The sequence below is a fragment of the Moorena sp. SIO4G3 genome (assembly GCF_010692305.1).
GTDB classification, from domain to species: Bacteria; Cyanobacteriota; Cyanobacteriia; order Cyanobacteriales; family Coleofasciculaceae; genus Moorena; species Moorena producens_A.
In genome coordinates this window covers 1-21,283 of the sequence record NZ_JAAHIG010000086.1, presented here as the reverse complement: position 1 = coordinate 21,283, position 21,283 = coordinate 1, and the positions used below count along the sequence as shown (strand labels likewise).

Here is a 21,283-nt window from a genome sequence, read left to right as displayed (position 1 = left end):
ATAGGGAAAGAAAAGAACAGTGGGACAGAAAATACATCCAATTGGTTTTCGGCTAGGTATCACGCAAGAGCATCGCTCTCGCTGGTTTGCCGACTCAAAGCGTTATCCGCTTCTGTTGCAGGAAGACTACCAAATCAGACAATATGTTGAGAAAAACCTCAATAATGCTGGAATTTCCGACATCCGGATTGAGCGCAAAGCTGACCAGATTGATTTAGAAATTCATACAGCTCGACCTGGGGTAGTTGTTGGTCGTGGTGGCAGTGGTATTGAGTCTTTGCGTGTCGGTCTGCAAAAAGCCCTGGGCAACAATCGTCAGATTCGCATCAATGTTGTGGAAGTATCACGGGTGGATGCAGATGCTACCCTAATTGCCGAGTACATTGCCCAACAGCTAGAGCGCCGAGTTTCCTTCAGACGAGTGGTTCGTCAAGCAATTCAGCGGGCTCAGCGGGCTGATGTCCAAGGCATTAAAGTTCAGGTAGGTGGTCGGTTAAATGGAGCTGAAATTGCCCGAAGCGAGTGGACTCGTGAAGGACGAGTTCCCCTCCATACCCTCCGGGCAAATATTGATTATTCCTACAAAACGGCCCAAACCATTTATGGAATTTTGGGCATTAAAGTTTGGGTTTTCAAAGGGGAAGTGATTCCCGGTCAAGAAGAAAAGCCTGCCCCTAACACAGCTCAACCTCGTCGCCGTCAGCCAAAACGCCGCCAGCAGTTTGAAGACCGGTCAAATGACTAGTCATTAGTAACTAGTCATTTTAAAATTGCTTGCTTGTTAATTGTCAGTTTTCAAGTTTCGATTTTCAATTAACAAAGAACAAATTAATTATGTTAAGTCCAAAAAGAACAAAATATCGCAAACAGCACCGGGGACGAATGAAAGGTATGGCCACTCGTGGCAGTACCATTAACTTTGGTGATTATGCGCTGCAAGCCACAGAACCAGCTTGGATTACCTCCCGCCAAATCGAAGCAGGTCGTCGGGCAATGACGCGCTACGTTCGTCGTGGTGGCAAAATCTGGATTCGAATTTTCCCAGATAAACCAGTCACCATGCGTCCAGCAGAAACTCGTATGGGTTCTGGAAAAGGTTCCCCAGAGTTTTGGGTAGCAGTAGTTAAACCCGGTCGGATTATCTATGAAATCGCTGGGGTAAGCGAAGAGGTTGCTCGCGAAGCCATGCGTCTGGCTGCTAACAAATTTCCCATTAAATTGAAGTTCATTTCTCGTGAAGGGGAACAGGTATAAGCTATGGCTCTGCCCAAGATAGAAGATGCTAGAAGTCTGAGCGATGCCGAACTAGAGCAGGAAATTTTAGCAGCTAAGCGTCAGTTGTTTGACTTGCGCCTGCAAAAGGCAACCAAACGCTTAGAAAAACCTCACCAGTTTAAGCATCTTAAGCACCGAATCGCTCAGCTAATGACAGTAGAACGAGAACGCCAACTCGCTAAACAGAAAGAATCAACAGATACCTCACAAAGTGATACCCCGCAATCAGAACAAAGTGATACCCCACAATCAGAATCAGACGAATAGTAAATAGTATGTCAGCAAAAGAGAGAGTTGGCCTGGTGGTCAGCGACAAAATGGACAAAACTGTGGTGGTGGCTATTGAAAATAGGTCTCCCCACCCAAAGTACGGCAAAATTGTTGTGCGTACCAAGCGATACAAAGCTCATGATGAGGAAAATAAATGTAAAGAAGGCGATCGCGTTCGGATTAGAGAAACACGACCACTGAGTCGTACCAAACGCTGGATGGTTGCTGAAATCGTCAGTAGTTCCTAAAAATAGCGAGTTAACCCTAGTCGATGTGGGTTCTCCACGACCTACAAATGTGCGTGAGATCTCGGAAGAAAATCCTTTCGGACTTGGAAACAAACCCAAGGTTTAACTCATAACTCGTTTAACTCATAACTGATTACTCTATTAGAGGAGGAACACTGATGATTCAACAAGAGAGCTACCTAAACGTTGCTGACAACAGTGGAGCCAGAAAAATCATGTGCATCCGCGTTATTGGTGCAGGAAATCGGCGCTACGGTGGTGTGGGTGATGTAATTATTGGTGTGGTCAAGGATGCCATTCCAAATATGGGGGTCAAAAAGTCAGATGTAGTTAGGGCTGTGATTGTGCGCACCCGCAAGGGGCTACGTCGGGAAAGCGGTATGAGTATTCGCTTTGATGACAACGCAGCAGTAATCATAAACGCAGATGGCAATCCCAGAGGTACCCGCGTTTTTGGCCCTGTAGCCCGGGAACTGCGAGAGAAAAACTTCACAAAAATTATATCCCTTGCTCCGGAGGTACTCTGATGCCAAGTAAACACAAGAAGGCACAAACTGATACCCCATTACGCTACAAAATGCACGTTAAAAAAGGCGACACGGTACAAGTGATTGCCGGTCGAGATAAAGGCAAAATTGGAGAAATTTTGCGGACGCTACCCAAAATTAGCAAGGTAGTAGTCAAAGGAGTTAACGTCAAAACTAAGCATGTCAAGCCTCAACAAGAAGGTGAGAAAGGTCAAATTGCTACATTTGAAGCTCCAATCCATAGCTCCAACGTTATGCTTTACTCGAATAAAGAAAAAATTGCTAGCCGAATCTGCTATACCTTTACCGACGATGGTCGTAAGGTGCGGATGCTCAAAAAGACTGGTGAGATTATTGACTAATTAGTCCCTAGTGCTTAATCCTTAGTCCTCAGTACTCAAAAAAGTAACAAAAAAATTACTCTTGGCAGTTACTAATGGCTAATGGTCAATGACCAATGACTAATAACTAATGACAATTGCCCTGACCAAGCCCAGGGAAATCAAAGGAAAAAAACTATGACAAAAGGGTTAAAAATCCTATACCAGGAAACAATAGTCCCCAAATTAAAAGAGCAATTCGGTTACAAAAACATTCATCAAGTACCGAAATTAGTCAAAGTTAGTCTTAACCGAGGATTAGGAGAGGCATCTCAAAATGCCAAGGCTCTGGAATCGTCGGTAAGCGAAATTGCCATCATCACCGGTCAAAAACCGGTGGTCACACGAGCAAAACAAGCGATCGCGGGTTTTAAAATCCGTGCCGGGATGCCTGTTGGTGTGACGGTTACCCTCCGTTCAGAGCGTATGTACTCCTTTCTAGAGCGGCTAATTAACTTAGCCCTGCCAAGAATTCGGGACTTTCGGGGTCTTAGCCCTAGAAGCTTTGACGGTCGTGGTAACTACACTCTTGGGGTGCGAGAGCAACTCATTTTTCCAGAAGTAGACTACGACAGTATCGATCAGATTCGTGGTATGGATATTACCATAGTCACCACTGCCAACACTGACGAAGAAGGTCGCGCCTTACTCAAAGAGATGGGAATGCCTTTCCGGGATAAATAAGCCTGTAATCATAGGAAGGAACAATGCCGGCAAACGACACAATTGCAGATATGCTGACCCGCATTAGAAATGCCTGCTTGGTTCGGCATCAAACAACAAATGTACAATCAACTAAAATGACCCGGGCGATTGCCCAAGTACTCAAAGAAGAAGGCTTTATTACTGATTTTGAGGAAGCAGGCGAAGGGGTCAAAAAATACTTAGTTGTTTCCCTAAAATACAAGGGCAACAATCGCAAACCAATTATCAGATCCCTGAAGCGGGTGAGTAAACCTGGATTGCGAGTTTACTCCAACCGTAAAGAACTGCCAAGAGTCTTGGGAGGGATTGGGATTGCTATTATCTCTACTTCTAATGGCATCATGACCGACCGGGAAGCAAGGCGTCGGGGAATTGGTGGTGAAGTTCTGTGTTACGTATGGTAAAGGATGAAGCATGAAGGATGAAGGATCTACTAAGAGCCGTCAGCTGACTCGCTGCTTAAAAATCTAGGCTTGGCAGCTATCAGCTGAAAGCCCCTGTAGATTAGAGCATCAGTTCGATCAATAATCAGCTAAGTATATGCCAAACGGTCCGATAACAACCTAGGATTGATCGGATTAGCTGATTAACCAATTCATGACATAGTTCATACTTCATACTTCATACCTTTATATTTCATACTTCTTTAGTTAGGAGGATAATTTTATGTCACGTATTGGCAAGCGCCCTATACCAATTCCCAGTAAAGTTACTGTAACAATAGACGGTCAACAGGTGAAGGTCAAAGGTTCCAAAGGTGAACTGGATTGGGTTTTGCCAGATACAATTAAAGCTGAGCAAGTTGGTGAAACTGTAGAGGTTTCCCGGCGCGAAGAAACCCGAACCGCCCGTGAAAGTCATGGTTTATCTCGCACTCTGGTGGCCAACATGATTGAGGGAGTCTCCAAAGGCTTTGAAAAACGTTTGGACATTCAGGGAGTCGGTTATCGAGCTCAAGTGAAAGGTCGAAATCTAATTTTAAACGTTGGTTACAGCCAGCCAGTGGAGATCGTTCCTCCTGAGGGGATTGAAGTCAAAGTTGAAAACAACACCAACGTCATTGTGAGTGGCATCAACAAAGAAGTTGTAGGCAACACAGCTGCAAAAATTCGTGCAGTTCGACCCCCAGAAGTCTATAAAGGTAAAGGCATTCGATATGCCGGTGAAATAGTCAGACGTAAAGCTGGTAAAGCAGGTAAGAAGTAAACTATGAAACTTACTCGAAAAGAATCTATACGACACAGACATAGGCGGGTACGCCGGAAAGTCAGTGGTACTGCTGAACGCCCAAGATTAGCTGTATTTCGCTCTAATGAGCACATTTATGTGCAAGTTATCGATGACAATCAGCAACATACCATAGTGGCAGCTTCAACTTTAGAACCAGCTCTGAGATCTGAACTCAAATCTGGAGCAACCTGTGAAGCCTCAGCTAAAGTGGGTCAGTTGGTTGCCCAACGAGCACTAGAAAAAGGTCTCAAGAAAGTGGTCTTTGACCGTGGGGGCTACCTATATCATGGTCGTGTCAAAGCTTTAGCAGAAGCTGCTCGTGAAGCCGGGCTGGATTTTTAGTAACTGCTAATTAAAAGTTGACAACTGACAATGGCAATTATGCAATTAGCAATTAAAAATTAGCAACGATAAATCAGCTAATTTTTGATTACTTACTATCATGATTTAATCTATAGCGAACTATGGCAAATCGTAGAAAAAGCAACCGCTCTAAAGAAAAAGAAAGTAATTGGCAAGAGCGGGTTATCCAAATCCGCCGCGTTAGTAAGGTGGTCAAAGGGGGTAAAAAATTGAGCTTCCGCGCCATCGTAGTTGTAGGTAATGAAAAAGGTCAGGTGGGGGTTGGTGTAGGCAAAGCCAGTGATGTAATTGGTGCTGTCCGTAAAGGAGTTGCTGATGCCAAAAAGCAACTCATTGATGTACCCTTAACCAAAACTAATTCCATTCCTCACCCATCTAGAGGTAGGGCTGTGGGAGCCAAAGTGATCATGCGACCTGCTGCTCCCGGAACTGGTGTGATTGCTGGTGGTGCTGTGCGCACAGTACTTGAGTTAGCTGGAGTTAAAAATGTCTTAGCTAAACAGCTTGGTTCCAATAACCCCCTCAATAATGCTAGAGCAGCAATCAACTCTCTTGATTCCCTGCGCACATTTTCAGAGGTGGCTCAAGAACGGGACATTCCCCTTGAACAAATCTATGCATAGATTAAAAACCAGCTAGGTAGAAATAAAAGTAATATGCTCAAGGTTGACGGTTTAGCGTCAGCCGTCAATCAGAGAAAAAAACATTTTTATCCTTACAAAAAACGATGAGAATCAATGATGCAGTCCCCAAACAAGGCTCCAAAAAGCGCCGACGCCGTGTAGGTCGTGGCATTGCTGCTGGTCAAGGGGCTAGCTGCGGTTTTGGAATGCGTGGTCAAAAATCCCGTTCAGGTCGAGGGACAAGACCTGGTTTTGAAGGGGGTCAGATGCCCTTATATCGCCGTATCCCCAAGTTAAAACACTTTACGGTCATTAACCCCAAACATTACACTACAATCAACGTAGGTAAGTTGGCATCACTTCCCGCCAATACTGAGGTAACTTTGGAATCCTTGTTGGAGACAGGTTTAGTCACCACCAATGATGGTCCATTGAAACTACTCGGTGATGGCGAGCTGAATGTGCCACTCAATATAAAAGCTGCTGCCTTTACAAGTGGTGCCCGCCAAAAAATCGAGGCGGCAGGTGGCAGCTGGGAAGTTATAGCTAAGTAACCCCTTTAGCCCTTATGCTCCTGTATCTTCAAGAGGTACCTTAAATGACAGTCAGTCGAGACAAAGCCCCAACTGCTCAAGAGACGTTTATGCAAATGGCTCAAGCGGCTGGCCTTAGAGGTCGGCTGCTTGTCACCGTTGGTTTGTTAATTTTAGCCCGCTTGGGTGTCTTTCTTCCTGTACCAGGAATTGATCGAGCCAGATTTTCAGCAGAACTCCAGAATAGCCCGTTTGTCGGTCTTTTGGACTTTTTCTCTGGTGGTGGTTTTTCCGCCCTAGGGATTTTTGCCTTGGGAATTTTGCCTTATATTAATGCTTCGATTATCCTACAACTGCTAACGGCAGCAATTCCTTCTTTAGAAAATTTGCAGAAAAATGAAGGTGAAGCAGGGCGTCGAAAAATCGGTCAGATTACCCGTTATGTTGCCCTAGGCTGGTCTGTGATTCAAAGTATTGGCTTATCGTTGTGGGCACAGCGGTTTGCTGTTGAACCAGGCGCATTCTTCGTGTTTGAAACTGTCCTTGCCCTCACGGCTGGCTCTATGTTCGTGATGTGGCTATCAGAGTTAATTACCGAACGAGGCATTGGCAACGGAGCGTCACTGTTGATTTTTGTCAATATTGTTGCTGTTTTGCCCCGCACCTTGGGTCAAACCATTGAACTTGCTCAGACCGGCGGTCGAGAAACGGTGGGTAAGGTAATTGTGCTGCTGTTAGTTTTCCTAGTCATGATTGTCGGTATTGTCTTTGTGCAAGAAGGAAGCCGACGAATTCCGATTATTACTGCCAGACGTCAAGTTGGTAAGCGTCTTTACCGGGAGCGGAAAAATTATTTGCCCCTAAGGCTAAACCAAGGTGGCGTAATGCCAATTATCTTTGCCTCAGCCGTCTTAATCCTACCCACATCCCTAGCTGGGATAACTAGTGGCGATAATAGCAATGGATTTTTAGGCTCAATCAATCAAGTCCTAATCCAGATTGCCAATTATCTCAACCCCAATGGTCAAACTCCTTGGGTCTATGTTGCTGTCTATTTAGTCTTGATTTTGTTCTTTAGCTACTTCTACGCCTCCCTGATTATAAACCCAGTAGATATGTCCCAGAATTTGAAGAAAATGGGGGCGAGTATCCCTGGTATTCGACCAGGAAGGGCTACGAGTGAATATATAGAGAGAGTTTTGAACCGACTGACCTTATTAGGAGCAATTTTCCTAGGACTGGTAGCTGTAGTACCAACTGCAGTCGAAAGCGCCACTGGTGTAACCACATTTAGGGGATTAGGTGCCACATCGTTGCTGATTTTGGTGGGGGTTGCCATCGACACAGCCAAGCAAATTCAAACCTACGTGATTTCCCAGCGTTACGAAGGTATGGTCAAGCAGTAAAGCGATTATTGGGCAATGGGCGCAGCAGCTTTTTTAGGTGGATGAGCCTCAAATTTTCGGGTCAGTTGGTTGTTGTTCATTGCCTAGGACAAAAACCAACTGACACATCACCCATGACACATGACACATGAAAAGATTAATCTTTTTAGGACCTCCAGGAGCAGGTAAAGGAACTCAAGCCAAAATTGTGGCTGAACAACTAGGGATTCCTCACATTTCCACCGGGGAAATTTTGCGAGGGGCTGTAAGTGCTCAAACCCTCCTGGGTCAAAAAGCTCAGTCCTATATGGATAAGGGAGAATTAGTTCCTGACGAGTTGCTCATAGATCTGATCCGCGATCGCCTAAATCAACCCGATGCTCAAAAAGGTTGGATTTTAGACGGTTTTCCCCGTAACGTCAGCCAAGCCCATTTCTTGAATGACCTGTTGCAAGAGCTTGACCAAACTTTGGATGGTGCCATCAACCTGGAAGTTCCAGATCAGGTTTTGATCGACAGACTATTGGAAAGGGGTCGTAAGGAGGGACGTACAGATGATAATGAGGAAACTATCCGCACACGTCTTGAGGTCTATAACCATCAAACAGCTCCTTTGGTGGAATTTTACCGAGAACACTCAGCTTTAAAATCTATTAATGGTGATCTCTCCTTAGAGCAAGTCACCGAATCGATTAAACAAGTTCTAGGGTAATGATTTTAGGGTAAGCCCATGAGGAAAGTCGGAAACCCCCTGCGTCCGGCAGGTCAGCCATCATCTGACCCTATTGTAGCTAATACCATTAGCCTAATAATTAGACTAATTTAGACTAATGGTTATTCTAATGGTTCGACCGGTGTAACCTATGCCTTGAGCTAGGCCACGGTAAAAATGCTTCCCTGACACCGCTACTCCAAAGTTGGTGGAAAAGTATTTTAGTTGGTATAATTTTGGATTTGATAAAATATGTTAAGACTCCCTGAATTAAATAATCAAAATTTAGAACATACGGGGATAGTTGTATTGAGGTTAAAACACGTTGGCTAAACAAGACTTAATTGAAATGGAAGGCACGGTGACTGAGTCACTGCCGAATGCCATGTTTAGGGTTGACTTGGACAATGGCTTTAATGTCCTAGCTCATATTTCCGGTAAAATCCGTCGGAATTACATCAAAATTCTGCCTGGAGACCGGGTCAAAGTTGAACTAACCCCCTACGATTTAAGCAAAGGCAGGATTACCTACCGCCTGCGTAAGAAGTAAAACTAGCAGGGACTTCTGTTTTATTTAAAATAAGTTAAATTTGACAAGTCAACCTAAAAAAAGATATAATAACCAACTGCATTGTGTCCAAAAAAAAAAGAGATGAAAGTTAGGCCATCTGTCCGAAAAATGTGTGAGAAGTGCCGCGTAATTAAACGCCACGGTAGAGTTATGGTAATTTGCCCCAATCCCAAGCACAAACAGCGTCAGGGATAAACATCAAATCCATACACTTAATCCATACATTTAATTTGTAGCACAAAACTTCAGTCAAGGGAGAAGCAAGCGTGGCTCGGATTGCCAGTGTAGACCTACCTCGCGATAAACGTGTAGAAATAGGTCTGACCTACATTTATGGAATCGGTCTGTCGCGGTCTAAAGACATTTTAGCAGCAACAGGAGTTAACCCGGATACGAGGGTTAAGGATTTGACCGATGCGGAGGTGGCTGCCCTCAGAGCAGCTGTCGAAAAAAATTATCAGGTGGAAGGGGATTTAAGGCGCTGGCAGTCAATGAACATCAAGCGCCTAGTAGATATTGGTACCTATCGCGGACGTCGTCATCGCATGGGACTACCCGTGAGAGGACAGCGAACCCGCACTAATGCCCGTACCCGTCGCGGTAGACGAGTGACTATCGCTGGAAAGAAAAAAGCACCGGCTAAGAAGTAATAGCTCTAGTCAGCCCAACTATCCACCACAGCTTTCTTGTCATTGGTCATTCGTCAAAAGTAACTGCCAGGAGACCTTCTGTTAGTCACTTTGGACAAAAGACTTTGGACAAAAGACTTTCGACAAAATTGTTCAGGTTACTCAACCCCAAGATAATTAATCACCTATAGAGTAAAGTCAAGTGACATGGCGCGACCAACTAAAAAAGGTGGTACAAAAAAGCAGAAACGCAATGTACCCAATGGAATAGCATATATCCAGTCTACGTTCAATAATACTATCGTCACCATTTCTGACACCAAAGGGGATGTAGTCTCTTGGGCTTCAGCTGGCTCTAGTGGATTTAAGGGGGCAAAAAAAGGAACTCCCTTCGCTGCTCAGACCGCTGCTGACAGTGCTGCCCGACGAGCCATAGACCAAGGTATGCGTCAGGTGGAAGTGATGGTGAGTGGACCAGGAGCAGGTCGAGAAACCGCTATTCGGGCCCTGCAAGGAGCCGGACTGGAAATCACCCTAATCAGGGATGTAACTCCAATTCCTCATAACGGCTGCCGTCCACCCAAACGGCGTCGAGTATAAGAGTATATTTTTTGCGACCGTTAGGTTGAAAGGAAAGTAGCTTGAAAGGAGGAGGTTCATAAGAAACTTCTTACCCTTTTTACCCTTTGGCTTACTATCCCTTCAACCTGTATTCGGTTAAAGGGGTCTTATGAATAGAGGGAGGTCACTCTGTGGCGCAGTTTCAGATTGAGTGTGTAGAATCCAAAACACTGAAGAACCAAAGTCAGTATAGCAGATTTGTCCTAGAGCCTCTCGAACGTGGTCAAGGCACAACGGTTGGCAACGCCCTCAGACGAGTTTTGCTGTCCAACCTAGAAGGGGCAGCAGTGACGGCTGTCCGGATTGCTGGCGTAAACAATGAGTTTGCCACAATTGAGGGAGTCAGAGAGGATGTCCTGGAAATTATGCTGAATATGAAGGAAGTTGTCCTCAAAAGCTACACCTCTCAACCTCAGATAGGTCGAGTGATGATTACTGGGCCATCCACTGTGAGAGCTGCTCAGTTTGATTTGCCCTCGGAGGTGGAAATTATTGCTCCAGGTCAGTATGTTGCTACCTTAGCAGAAGGGGCTAAGCTGGAAATGGAGTTCCGCATCGAAAAAGGTACAGGATATCGCTCTGTGGAACGGGGGCATGATGAATCAACAGCGGTAGATTTCCTCCAGATTGACTCTGTGTTCATGCCGGTGACTAAAGTAAATTACAGCGTTGAAAATACTCGCATTGATGGTGCTCTGGAAAAGGATCGCTTAACTTTAGAGGTCTGGACCAATGGTAGTATAACTCCCCAAGAAGCTCTATCTCAAGCGGCTGGTACCCTCGTGGATCTGTTCAATCCTCTCAAGGATATTAATCTCGAATCTATTAAAGATGACTATGGTGATGATGACGATCCGACCAGCCAAATCCCGATCGAAGAATTACAACTCTCGGTTCGGGCTTACAACTGCCTGAAACGAGCACAGATAAACTCTGTCTCCGATTTGCTCGATTATAGTCAGGAAGACCTCCTAGAAATCAAAAACTTTGGTCAAAAGTCGGCTGAAGAAGTGATTGAAGCTCTGCAACGACGTCTAGGAATTACACTGCCCCACGAAAAATCCGCTAAGACTTAACCACAACAATTAAACTTAAGGGACTGGAGAAGCACGCAAGTAGCTAGTCTAAACCCTAGGAATAAAGGCAAATCTTGTTCAAAAAAAAGGAGGAAGCTAAAAAATGCGTCACGGGCGTCGTGTCCCAAAACTGGGCAAGCCAGCAGATCAACGTCGGGCTCTGATGAGATCCCTGACCACTGAATTACTGCGTCATGGTCGAATCACTACCACTAAAGCTCGGGCAAAAGCCATTCGTTCGGAGGTGGAGCGAATCATTACCCTGGCCAAGGATGGTTCCTTGGCATCCCGACGTAGGGCAATTGCCTATCTCTACGACAAAAAGTTAGTTCACTCCCTCTTTGCTGGAGTGAAGGATCGATATGGCGATCGCAATGGCGGATATACCCGAATTCTGCGCACGGTGCGGCGTCGTGGTGATAATGCAGAAATATCTATTATTGAACTAGTCTGAGGCAATTAACCATTAAAGCAATTAACCATTAAAAATGTCAATTGTTAATCGTTAATCCATGATGTCTGCCAACGATGCTAAAGCTATCCAGCGAATTGCCCTGGTTATTCAATACCTGGGTAATAACTTTTATGGCTGGCAGCGACAACCAAAGCATCGCAGTGTTCAGTCGGAAATTGAAACAGTTCTGTCCACCGTTCAACAGCGAGACATCACCCTATATGGTGCTGGTCGTACTGATACAGGGGTTCACGCTGCTGCCCAAGTCGCTCATTTTAATGCCACAGGTCCCATACCAGCCCATCGCTGGGCAGCCATACTCAATAGTAGACTGCCAGAGGATATCTTAGTCCGAGCATCAGCATTAGTCTCACCAGACTGGCATGCTCGGTTTAGTGCCATCTGGCGTCGTTATCGATACACAATCTATACCGACGCCTGCCCTAACTTGTTTGTCCAACCCTTTTGTTGGCACTATTATCAAGCTCCTCTTGATGAATCCCTGATCCAGGCAGCCTTAAAACCACTGCTGGGTAAGCATCACTTGGCAGCCTTTCACCGAAGCAACTCGGGGCGATCGCATTCCTGGGTAAATGTGCAAGCAGCCGAATGTTACCGCAATGGATCATTTATTCATATAGAAATTCAAGCTAACGGATTTCTATATGGTATGGTGCGTCTGTTGGTAGGAATGCTAGTACAAGTGGGAATAGGGAAGCTAACCCCAGAACAGTTTACTGACATCTGGGTTAACCAACAGCGGGACAAGGTGAAACACGCTTCCCCAGCCAAAGGCTTGTGCTTGCTAAGGGTTGGCTACCCGGAATGCCCCTTTCCCCCAGAAATATGGTATGATTCTCAACCCAAATTTATATTACCTCAATTGACGGGTTGAAGACTACACGTAACAAGGTTGAAGAGGGGGTGAAGGTGACAGGTAACAAGCCTGAAGGCTACTTCTAAAGATAAGTAACATTCAATTTTTACTGTCAACCTACTAACCGACAAGGGCTCCTTGGGGTAGAACAACCTGTGAAGCGTGAGCCAAAAGACCAAGCTACAAGGGACAAGCTTTCAACCCAACCGTAAACCTGATATTGATTGAACCGATGGAAAAAACCCACATCCCAACTAAAGACTCAATCGAAAAAAAGTGGTACGTTGTAGACGCCACCAACCAGCGTCTAGGACGACTAGCCAGTGAAATAGCAATCATTCTGCGGGGGAAAAACAAACCTACTTACACTCCCCACATGGATACTGGTGACTTCGTGATTGTTGTCAATGCCGAAAAAGTTATGGTAACTGGCAGAAAACGGGATCAAAAACTATACCGCCGCCATTCCGGTCGTCCTGGCGGTATGAAGACAGAAACCTTTGCTCAATTGCAAGCACGTATACCTGAAAGAATTATCGAGAAAGCTGTCAAGGGTATGCTACCTAAAAACTCTCTGGGTCGCCAACTTTTCAAGAAGCTGAAAGTTTACACTGGTCAGACCCATCCCCATGAAGCACAACAACCCCAAGAACTAACTATTAAAACAATTCCAGGAGGCTAAAACCAATGCAAGCAGAAGAACAAGCAGGTCGCGCTGTTTACTGGGGAACTGGTCGTCGTAAGTCATCAGTTGCTAGAGTGCGTTTGGTTCCCGGTAGCGGTCAGTTGATTGTTAATAAACGTCCAGGGGACGCTTACTTTAATTTTAACCCCATGTACCTAGCCAGCCTGAAAGCACCTTTGGAAACCTTAGGTTTGGAAAATGAGTACGATATCCTAGTAAATGCCCACGGTGGTGGCTTAACGGGACAATCTGATGCTGTGCGTCTAGGGGTTGCTAGAGCATTGTGTGAACTAGACCCAGAAAACCGTCAACCTCTTAAAATAGAAGGCTACTTGACTCGTGACCCACGGTCAAAAGAGCGCAAGAAATATGGCTTGAAAAAAGCTCGGAAAGCCCCCCAATACTCGAAGCGATAAATTATCAGCTGGCTAATTTAAAATTCAACATGGTAATTAAAAATTTGTAAGCATTCAGACCTTAGCTATCAGCTATCAGCCATTGCCAATAAACTTTTAGCTAAAAGCAATAATAAATAAGCTAATAAATTAGCGGATTAAGGGTTGTCCACAATAGCTAATGTATGGGCAATATTAAGCCACATGCCTAAGTTTGACAGGATTGAAAAGCTGACTGCTAAGGGGCTGATAGCACCTCAAGTAGCGTGGGTGGCACAGGCTTATAGCCTGTGATGTAGCGCGTATCCTTACCAGAATTTAACAATTAGCAATGGAAAATTAGCTAATTATATAGTAAAATACAAAGCAAAGGAGGAACTATGCCAAAACCAGATATTCACCCAGAGTGGTACCCAGAAGCCAAAGTCTATTGCAACGGGGAAGTTGTGATGACCGTTGGCTCAACTCAGCCAGAACTTCACGTAGATGTTTGGTCTGGTAATCATCCCTTCTACACAGGAACCCAGAAAATTATTGATACGGAAGGGCGAGTTGAACGCTTTATGCGGAAATATGGGATGCTGGATGCTGCAGAAAATACAGCTAGCTCTGATGGGACAAAGAAATAGCTCCTAAAGTTCAAGGGTGAAGGATGAAGGATAAACGATGAACCAGGAGGAATGAACGATGAAATGGGTTTAGCGATGGCTAACTTAAGGTTGACTAAAAACTTGATAAACAGTTAGGACTTAAACTTCCCACTTAATACTTCCCACTTCATAATTCATAAATTTATACTTCATCCTTCCTAACTTCTGAGGCTATTTCAAGAGAGCGATCGCATAAACCATGGCTGAAACCTACCTGCTGGAAAAACTCAACTCTGTCGAGCAAACCTACCATGAGTTAACAAGGCGTCTGGCTGATCCAGATATCGCCACAGACCCCAATGAGTTGCAACGAGTGGCAAAAGCTCGTTCCTCCCTAGAAGGAGTTGTTGCTACCTACGACAACTGGAAGCAAACCCAAGAGGAGTTGGCAGGAGCACGGCAAATCCTTAAAGAATCCACTGGTGAGCCAGAATTGCAAGAAATGGCAGCTCTGGAAGTTGAGGAACTCCAGACCAAGCTAGAGCACCTGGAAAGAGAACTTAAAATATTACTCTTGCCCAAAGACCCGAATGATGAAAAGAATATCATGCTGGAGATTCGGGCAGGAACTGGTGGCGATGAAGCAAGTATCTGGGCAGGGGACTTGGTACGGATGTACTCACGCTATTCCGAAAGTCAAAACTGGCGAGTAAAGTTATTGAGTGAGTCTCTGGCGGATATGGGAGGCTTCAAAGAGGCGATATTAGAAATTCAGGGAGACCAAGTTTACAGCAAGCTGAAGTTTGAAGCTGGGGTTCATCGAGTCCAACGAGTACCTGTTACTGAGGCTGGCGGTAGAGTTCACACCTCAACAGCAACGGTAGCCGTGATGCCAGAAGTTGATGAGGTGGATGTGGAGATTGACCCCAAGGAGATCGAAATTTCTACAGCCCGTTCTGGTGGTGCTGGTGGTCAGAACGTAAACAAAGTCGAAACAGCAGTTGATTTATACCACAAGCCTACAGGAATTCGCATTTTTTGTACAGAAGAACGATCTCAGCTGCAAAACCGAGAGCGAGCCATGCAAATTCTCCGGGCTAAGCTGTATGAGATCAAGTTACAGGAACAACAGGAAGCGGTGACCTCGATGAGGCGTTCCCAAGTTGGTACAGGGGCTCGTTCTGAGAAAATTCGCACCTACAACTACAAAGATAATCGGGTCACCGATCACCGACTGGGTCAAAATTATTCCCTCGCTCCTTTGCTGGAGGGGGACTTGGAGGGAGTGATTCAATCTTGCATTAGCCAAGACCAGCAGGAGCAATTGGAAAAATTGGCATCTTCTACATCCAACGGTGAATCTTTAACTTGATGCCAAGTTAGGTGACATACTCCCACACTGACCTATCGGTTCAGTGTGGGCTTCTTACCAACTCCAGCTATTGCTTAGGATACTCGGTAAGCTTTATTAACGATACGGGATGCCCCTCCGCACCGGAACAATTAAAAAAGTTCTTTTTTTTACTTAGCAGGTGGCGGTTAGCTCTTAATTTGTTTTCCCTACTATTTTTAGTATAACGTTTTTCAGGCTGTTTATCAGAGTTCCAGCTCCGCGATTCATCCCACACTCATGCTGCGCATGTTCGTTGTGGGGCTTCTCGCGGATTCAGCTAACTCAAGCCGAGACTATAAAACGACAGTGTGTTATTAGCTTTGTGTACTACATCATAATCAAAATTTTGTCAACTATATTTTAAGTGTTGCTTGATTTTAGTCACTCCAGAGAGACGAGTATGAAGTTGACATTGTCCAAGATAAATTTGTGCTACACTATCTCCTGGATTCAAGCGTAGACATTCCTGAAACAGAACTGATGCCTTGGAGAAAGAACGCAGATTATAAAGTACCAAGGCTTGTTCAAATTTGCTGCGAGTAATTAACTTCCCTTCTCGCACTTGCGGTTGATCGGCATCAAAGATTTCATAAACTGTCACCATTTCCGATTTCCCCTTGACTGGTACCCGATCAATCAAGCGAATGGCATAAGCTAAGGGATTATCTAACTTCCAATAAGTATGGTGAGTGATTAATAACGGCACCCCATAACGTTTCGTTAATTCTTCTAAACGAGACGCTAAATTAACCCCATCGCTGATAACAGTGCTATCCATCCGATTTTTTCCTCCCACTGCTCCTAGCATCAACGAACCAGTATTGATGCCAATGCCAACGGTGATGGCTGGGTGTCCTGAGTTTTGCCGAGATTGATTATAGTCAGCTAGGGATGTTAGCATAGCAATTCCGGCGTTGACCGCATGATTAGCACTTTCGTTAAACAGAGCCATAATCCCATCCCCCATGTATTTATCAATAAAGCCATGATTTTCAGTGATGGCAGATTCCATACGAGAAAGATAGGTATTGATAAATTCAAAATTTTCCTCAGGTGTCATACTTTCCGAGAGGGTGCTAAAGGAGCGAATATCGGAAAATAGCACCGACATCTCTTGCTGAACATGATCCCCTAATTGAACATCCGTAATGCTTGGTTTGTTCAATAACTGGAGAAACTGATGGGGGACAAAGCTTTCATAAGCTTGATTGACTTGCGAGAATTCCTGCATCAAGCGTAGGTGTTCTGCTTCTGCTTTTTTGCGTTGGGTGATATCATGAAAAGCGACGATAGCATAGGCAATGTCACCCAATTCATTAAAGATAGGTGTTCCCCAACTTTCTATAGGGATAATTTTGTCCCCTTGGTGGATTTCAATATCATCCAGGGTGGCGTTTTCACCTTTTAATGCCTTTACAGCAAGTAATTTTTCAGCAAAGTATAGCTGATTTGTTCCGGCAACATAAAGTTGATAAACCTCTGGCATTTGCTCAGCTGTAGTATATGGCACGACTCCCTTGCCGAATAACTGCCGCGCCTTATAATTTAGGAATTCTAGTACCCCCTTATCATTAAACACAGCCACACCCACAGGCATCCTTTCTAGGAACTGAGTCAATTGATACTGGTTCTCTAGCAGTTCATCAACTAGGACAGTTTGCTGACGGTTTATAGCACTCAGGTGCTGCCACTCTTGATTAGCTTGTTCTGGTGCTGTAGTATATTCTGAAATCTGTGCTGCTTGATCACAGATTATTTTTTCCAACTGCTGATTGAGTTCCTGAAGTTGGCGATTTTGTTCCTTCAGTGTTTCCTCAAGAAGATAACTATGTATGGCTTCTATGACTGTCAATTTCAGGTCTTCAGATGGACAAGGCTTCCCTAGGTAACGATATAACTTTGCATACCGAATAGCCTTGGCTGTAGCTTCCAAATCCAGATCACCCGTCAGCATAATTTTGAGAGTTTGGTTAGAGAAAAAATAAGCTATGTTTAATAAGTCATCCCCTTTTAGATCAGGGATAACAGCACCAGCCAAAACTAAAGCCACTTCATACTCATCATTGCGCAACTCTTCGACTAACTTTACAACCCCTTTACTCCCTTCAAAATTTTCAATCAGATAGTCTTTGCCGAGAGTCTTACCTAGAGAGATTTTTAGGCTATTCATAACTGATGCATCATTATCAATACAAATAATGATTAATGGTTTGGTCATGCCAAATTATCTGCAATAATATAGGTATTTTTTTTTAAAAAAAAATTCTGAAAATTATATAGTTATTAGAGTCACAACAAAAGCTTGGCTGCTTATTAATTGATGGTAGTAAATCAGTGGTTGGAATTAAAGATAAACTATTAGTCGCTAAACTATTAGTCATTCACCGTTTAGTGTTGAGTGCTAACAGTTAGCCATCAACAGTAAACCACCAACAATCTACATATTTCGTTTATTTCTAGCAACCGATTTATCTCGACCTATGGATTTAGCAGACAAGCTCTATTGTTTGGAGCAACATTTAGCATTGTGGCGATAGTACCCTCTATAGTCAACATAAAAATGTAGCCAATTGCTTTGACGATTTGGCTACACTATTGACCCAATTTGCTGGAAATTTATCTGATTAATCCACTCAATTAACCCCCAATTCCCTAGACAATCTACCTAAAACAAAATGATTACCTTTAAATTAGTTATTTGTCAACTATCCCAAGACAGCCATTTGATAGGCATCTGATCACAATACATAATAGTATGTATTTGTCAACTAGCAAGTGTAGCCAGTTTAATCACAGAATCAACTTAAATTGATTGTCTGCCTTGTCAGAAACGGTTAAAGTGTCCTTTGAGATATTGGGGAACTGTAAGTGATGACTATTGATCAGGTACTTGACATCCTCAAAAGTGTTGAGAAAATCAAGTTGACTCCACTTCAGGAATGGATATTGCACCAAGCCTGGGCAGGAAAAACCTATACCGATATGGCGATCGAAGCACACTATGGCCCTGAATACCTCAGAAAGACTGCTTATAAGTTGTGGCGATTACTGGGAGACATTTTTGATAAAACGATCACCAAGACCAATTTCCGGAACACCCTGGAGACAACCCCGATTACTCCCTACCATCAACAGCTAATTGAGCAATATTACCGCCGTCAATGCCTACGTAAAATTGCTGAATTTCCCAGTGGAGCACTTGCCCTACCATCTCCCCTTTATATAGAGCGTCCTCCGATTGAAGAGCTTTGCTATCAAGCCATTCACCAAGCTGGAACTTTGCTCCGGATTACAGGACCAAAAGAGACAGGAAAAACGTCTTTGCTGTTGCGAATATTAGACCAGGCAAGGGAAAAACAATATGGCAGAGTTTACCTCAATTTTAACCAAGCCGAAACCGCCATTTTAAGCAATTTAGACCGGCTATTGCGCTGGCTATGTGTTAACATCAGTTACCAACTCCAGCTTCCCCACCAACTGGATGACTATTGGGATAAAGACCTAGGCAGTAAGGTCAGCTGTATGACCTACTTACAAGAACATATCCTAGAAAAAATAGACCATCCCCTGGTTTTGGCAATGGATGAAGTCCATCGGCTGTTTGAGCATACCCAAACTGCTAAAGATTTTTTACCTTTATTGCGTTCTTGGCATGAGGAAGCTAAACAACTACCGGTGTGGCGAAAGCTGCGGGTAATTGTGGTTTACTCGACAGAAATTTATGTTGCTCTGGAAACTTCCCAATCTCCGTTTAATGTGGGATTACCGATTAAGTTACCCGAGTTTAACAAACAGCAAATCCAACAGTTAGCTCAGCTTTATAGATTACATTGGTCAAATAGTGAAGCTGCTGACAAACTGATGGCTATGGTGGGGGGACATCCGGGATTAGTGCAGCTTGCTCTCTATCATTTGGCTTATCATAATATTAGCCTAGAACAATTACTCGCTGAAGCAGCTACTGCTACGGGAATTTATAGTGACTATTTGCGGCAACACTTAAGTGTAATTAGGGAAAATCCTGATTTAGCTACTACTCTTAAACAGGTGGTTACAGCAGATAGGGGAGTTGAGCTCGATCCAATCAGTATCTATAAGTTACAGAGTATGGGTTTGGTTAGTGTTCAGAGAAATAAAGTCACACTATGTTGTAATTTATATCGTCACTATTTTTTAGAACATCTTGATATGTTGTTCGCGTAGCGTGGCCTTTTGGCCAAGGTTTAAGGTTGTCTTTAAGAATGTTGAATGTTGACTGTTGAATGTTGACTGTTGAATGTTGAATGTTGACTGTTGACTGTTGAATGTTGACTGTTGAATGTTGACTGTTGACTGTTGACTGTTGACTGTTGAATGTTGACTGTTGAATTCTTAATTCTTAATTTAAAAATTGCGTTCCACAAAACTATTCAAATCATTCCATTATTAAGAAACGCGCAAAATTCCCCTGTTTTGAAACAGGGGAATTTTGGAACAAACAATTGCTCAGAGCGATCGCTACAGCGAAGGGTGATTGAATTTAATCTAAATAACCCATCAGCTGTGGATCAGCATCAACATCATTTGGGGCGATGGGACGCTTGCCCATGATGTACTCTATTTCATCAAGATGAAGATTACTAGCAGCAATTGGCCGCTCTCCAGACACCTTCATGATACCGAGTACCTCAATGTTGCTAGAGGTGATGGGGCGCTCTCCCATTACAGACATCGTTTCTAATACCTGGAGATTACTGGCATCAATTGGTCGATGTCCCATTATGCTTTGTGTTTCACTAATATGAAGCTCACTAGGAGCAATGGGACGGTTTCCAGGTAAAGGGGGAATTGTATCTAAGGCAGAGGTTTCCTGTGCTGGAGCTTCTGCTAGCTGAACTGCGGTAGTGTTTTCATTGATTGCAGTGCTATCGCTCACAGTGCTATCGCTCACAGTGCTATCGCTCATAATCGTATACCTAGAAGTTTTTAACCGAGTTTTTTAGCTATTCGGGCAAGATTAGCCCGTTGGTCCTACCCGCTGGCGGAGGTGTGGGATTAACTATTGGTGTTATTGCCTCGTTTATGGGCGAGCGGGGTGCTTACAAAGTAGGAGAACAAAAAAAGCTCTGGTTGCTGTATTGACCTGGAGTCTTTGCTGTAACTGAGTTTAGTAAGGGGTAATTGGTCAATGATAATCATTGATACTCATACCAATCCCATTAATTACGTTACAGACCGCAACTTTAGGTTAATTTTTGTTCTTGACTAACCTTTACAAGTATTATAAAGCCTTAATTATATTAAGTTACATTTTACGAAAGTAAACAATTAGGTCAAGGATTATAAAGTAGTTCTCAATTGGGTCAGGTACTTAGGCTCTGGTTCTTAGGGAGTAGGGAGCTTCGGAGTAGGGAGCAGGGAGCTTCGGAGTAGGGAGCAGCGCAGCCATTGGGGAGCCAGCGCCTTTATGAGGGGTTCCCCTCCATGAGCGAGTCCATCAAGATTGGATAAGAAAATTGAATGTACTTGATAACTATGACAAATGCTATAAAGGTTGAGACTGGCTTCTCAACCCTTTAGCCCTACAATTAAAGCAATACAACTAAAGCCCGACAACCGAGACTTCTGGAGCTAACAGGTTTGATGTACTAGAGCCTATTAACCAATAACCAACCAAATAACCTACCCTGCACTGGACACTAAAGGTGAACAACCCATTAACTTACCCTACACTGGATGTCAATGGGGAATAACCAAATAAG

General features: G+C 44.0%; 28 protein-coding genes. 26 read left to right on the top strand and 2 right to left on the bottom strand.

Annotation, left to right across the window (positions count from 1 at the left end):
• Positions 1-19: 19 nt before the first annotated feature.
• The 25 genes from rpsC to prfA all read left to right on the top strand — a co-directional run bounded on the left by rpsC (position 20) and on the right by prfA (position 15,521).
• Entirely contained in the window at positions 20-745 is a 726-nt protein-coding gene (gene rpsC / locus F6J99_RS17170; protein ID WP_070390684.1) for a 30S ribosomal protein S3, read from the top strand.
• Positions 746-834: 89 nt separating this feature from the next.
• Positions 835-1,254 (top strand): 50S ribosomal protein L16, encoded by a 420-nt coding sequence (gene rplP / locus F6J99_RS17165; protein ID WP_044495712.1) that lies wholly within the window; start codon positions 835-837, stop codon positions 1,252-1,254.
• Positions 1,255-1,257: 3 nt separating this feature from the next.
• Entirely contained in the window at positions 1,258-1,542 is a 285-nt protein-coding gene (rpmC, locus tag F6J99_RS17160; protein ID WP_070390683.1) for a 50S ribosomal protein L29, read from the top strand.
• A gap of 8 nt (positions 1,543-1,550) precedes the next feature.
• On the top strand, positions 1,551-1,793 hold the full coding sequence (gene rpsQ / locus F6J99_RS17155) for a 30S ribosomal protein S17 (RefSeq protein ID WP_070390682.1): 243 nt from the start codon (positions 1,551-1,553) through the stop codon (positions 1,791-1,793).
• A 158-nt stretch (positions 1,794-1,951) separates the two neighbouring features.
• Positions 1,952-2,320 carry a 50S ribosomal protein L14 gene (gene rplN / locus F6J99_RS17150; RefSeq protein WP_070390681.1) on the top strand — a complete coding sequence of 123 codons (369 nt, stop codon included), beginning with the start codon at positions 1,952-1,954 and terminating at the stop codon, positions 2,318-2,320.
• Entirely contained in the window at positions 2,320-2,682 is a 363-nt protein-coding gene (rplX, locus tag F6J99_RS17145) for a 50S ribosomal protein L24 (RefSeq protein ID WP_293113955.1), read from the top strand. Before rplN ends, rplX begins: the two co-directional genes overlap by 1 nt.
• A 156-nt stretch (positions 2,683-2,838) precedes the next feature.
• A complete protein-coding gene (gene rplE, locus F6J99_RS17140; protein ID WP_070390679.1) occupies positions 2,839-3,384 on the top strand; it encodes a 50S ribosomal protein L5 in 546 nt (181 codons plus the stop codon).
• Positions 3,385-3,407: 23 nt separating this feature from the next.
• Complete coding sequence (gene rpsH, locus F6J99_RS17135) at positions 3,408-3,809, top strand: 30S ribosomal protein S8 (RefSeq protein ID WP_070390678.1); 402 nt, start codon at positions 3,408-3,410, stop codon at positions 3,807-3,809.
• Positions 3,810-4,071: 262 nt separating this feature from the next.
• The gene (gene rplF / locus F6J99_RS17130; protein ID WP_070390677.1) at positions 4,072-4,611 is read left to right on the top strand and encodes a 50S ribosomal protein L6; all 540 of its coding nucleotides are present in this window, start codon (positions 4,072-4,074) and stop codon (positions 4,609-4,611) included.
• A gap of 3 nt (positions 4,612-4,614) precedes the next feature.
• Positions 4,615-4,977 (top strand): 50S ribosomal protein L18, encoded by a 363-nt coding sequence (gene rplR, locus F6J99_RS17125; RefSeq protein ID WP_008191189.1) that lies wholly within the window; start codon positions 4,615-4,617, stop codon positions 4,975-4,977.
• 122 nt (positions 4,978-5,099) lie between these two features.
• Entirely contained in the window at positions 5,100-5,621 is a 522-nt protein-coding gene (rpsE, locus tag F6J99_RS17120) for a 30S ribosomal protein S5 (RefSeq protein WP_070390676.1), read from the top strand.
• A gap of 104 nt (positions 5,622-5,725) precedes the next feature.
• The gene (gene rplO / locus F6J99_RS17115; protein WP_070390675.1) at positions 5,726-6,175 is read left to right on the top strand and encodes a 50S ribosomal protein L15; all 450 of its coding nucleotides are present in this window, start codon (positions 5,726-5,728) and stop codon (positions 6,173-6,175) included.
• A 44-nt stretch (positions 6,176-6,219) separates the two neighbouring features.
• Positions 6,220-7,560 carry a preprotein translocase subunit SecY gene (gene secY / locus F6J99_RS17110; protein WP_070390674.1) on the top strand — a complete coding sequence of 447 codons (1,341 nt, stop codon included), beginning with the start codon at positions 6,220-6,222 and terminating at the stop codon, positions 7,558-7,560.
• 127 nt (positions 7,561-7,687) lie between these two features.
• Entirely contained in the window at positions 7,688-8,251 is a 564-nt protein-coding gene (locus tag F6J99_RS17105) for an adenylate kinase (protein WP_293043879.1), read from the top strand.
• Positions 8,252-8,576: 325 nt separating this feature from the next.
• Complete coding sequence (gene infA / locus F6J99_RS17100) at positions 8,577-8,801, top strand: translation initiation factor IF-1 (protein WP_006100613.1); 225 nt, start codon at positions 8,577-8,579, stop codon at positions 8,799-8,801.
• A gap of 102 nt (positions 8,802-8,903) precedes the next feature.
• On the top strand, positions 8,904-9,017 hold the full coding sequence (rpmJ, locus tag F6J99_RS17095; protein ID WP_075895709.1) for a 50S ribosomal protein L36: 114 nt from the start codon (positions 8,904-8,906) through the stop codon (positions 9,015-9,017).
• Between the two features lie 71 nt (positions 9,018-9,088).
• Positions 9,089-9,472: a 30S ribosomal protein S13 gene (rpsM, locus tag F6J99_RS17090; protein WP_008191169.1), complete on the top strand. Its 384-nt coding sequence runs from the start codon at positions 9,089-9,091 to the stop codon at positions 9,470-9,472.
• A 186-nt stretch (positions 9,473-9,658) separates the two neighbouring features.
• On the top strand, positions 9,659-10,051 hold the full coding sequence (gene rpsK / locus F6J99_RS17085; RefSeq protein WP_008191167.1) for a 30S ribosomal protein S11: 393 nt from the start codon (positions 9,659-9,661) through the stop codon (positions 10,049-10,051).
• Positions 10,052-10,203: 152 nt separating this feature from the next.
• Positions 10,204-11,148 carry a DNA-directed RNA polymerase subunit alpha gene (locus tag F6J99_RS17080; protein WP_008191164.1) on the top strand — a complete coding sequence of 315 codons (945 nt, stop codon included), beginning with the start codon at positions 10,204-10,206 and terminating at the stop codon, positions 11,146-11,148.
• Positions 11,149-11,251: 103 nt separating this feature from the next.
• On the top strand, positions 11,252-11,602 hold the full coding sequence (rplQ, locus tag F6J99_RS17075) for a 50S ribosomal protein L17 (RefSeq protein ID WP_070390672.1): 351 nt from the start codon (positions 11,252-11,254) through the stop codon (positions 11,600-11,602).
• Positions 11,603-11,663: 61 nt separating this feature from the next.
• Positions 11,664-12,497, top strand: a complete 834-nt coding sequence (gene truA, locus F6J99_RS17070) for a tRNA pseudouridine(38-40) synthase TruA (RefSeq protein WP_293113958.1) — start codon at positions 11,664-11,666, stop codon at positions 12,495-12,497.
• Positions 12,498-12,711: 214 nt separating this feature from the next.
• Complete coding sequence (gene rplM / locus F6J99_RS17065; RefSeq protein WP_071107578.1) at positions 12,712-13,161, top strand: 50S ribosomal protein L13; 450 nt, start codon at positions 12,712-12,714, stop codon at positions 13,159-13,161.
• A 5-nt stretch (positions 13,162-13,166) separates the two neighbouring features.
• Positions 13,167-13,580, top strand: coding sequence for a 30S ribosomal protein S9 (rpsI, locus tag F6J99_RS17060; RefSeq protein ID WP_008191157.1), 414 nt, complete (start codon positions 13,167-13,169; stop codon positions 13,578-13,580).
• Positions 13,581-13,939: 359 nt separating this feature from the next.
• Positions 13,940-14,188 carry a 50S ribosomal protein L31 gene (rpmE, locus tag F6J99_RS17055; RefSeq protein ID WP_070390669.1) on the top strand — a complete coding sequence of 83 codons (249 nt, stop codon included), beginning with the start codon at positions 13,940-13,942 and terminating at the stop codon, positions 14,186-14,188.
• A gap of 220 nt (positions 14,189-14,408) precedes the next feature.
• Complete coding sequence (gene prfA / locus F6J99_RS17050) at positions 14,409-15,521, top strand: peptide chain release factor 1 (RefSeq protein ID WP_070390668.1); 1,113 nt, start codon at positions 14,409-14,411, stop codon at positions 15,519-15,521.
• Positions 15,522-15,891: 370 nt separating this feature from the next.
• Here prfA and F6J99_RS17045 read toward each other — a convergent pair whose 3' ends face one another.
• Complete coding sequence (locus tag F6J99_RS17045; RefSeq protein WP_293113954.1) at positions 15,892-17,760, bottom strand: adenylate/guanylate cyclase domain-containing protein; 1,869 nt, start codon at positions 17,758-17,760, stop codon at positions 15,892-15,894.
• A gap of 653 nt (positions 17,761-18,413) precedes the next feature.
• Here F6J99_RS17045 and F6J99_RS17040 point away from each other — a divergent pair.
• A complete protein-coding gene (locus F6J99_RS17040) occupies positions 18,414-19,745 on the top strand; it encodes an AAA-like domain-containing protein (protein ID WP_293113953.1) in 1,332 nt (443 codons plus the stop codon).
• A 316-nt stretch (positions 19,746-20,061) separates the two neighbouring features.
• Here the strand turns inward: F6J99_RS17040 and F6J99_RS17035 are convergent, their stop codons facing one another.
• Complete coding sequence (locus F6J99_RS17035; RefSeq protein WP_075895697.1) at positions 20,062-20,487, bottom strand: hypothetical protein; 426 nt, start codon at positions 20,485-20,487, stop codon at positions 20,062-20,064.
• Between the last annotated feature and the right edge of the window lie 796 nt (positions 20,488-21,283).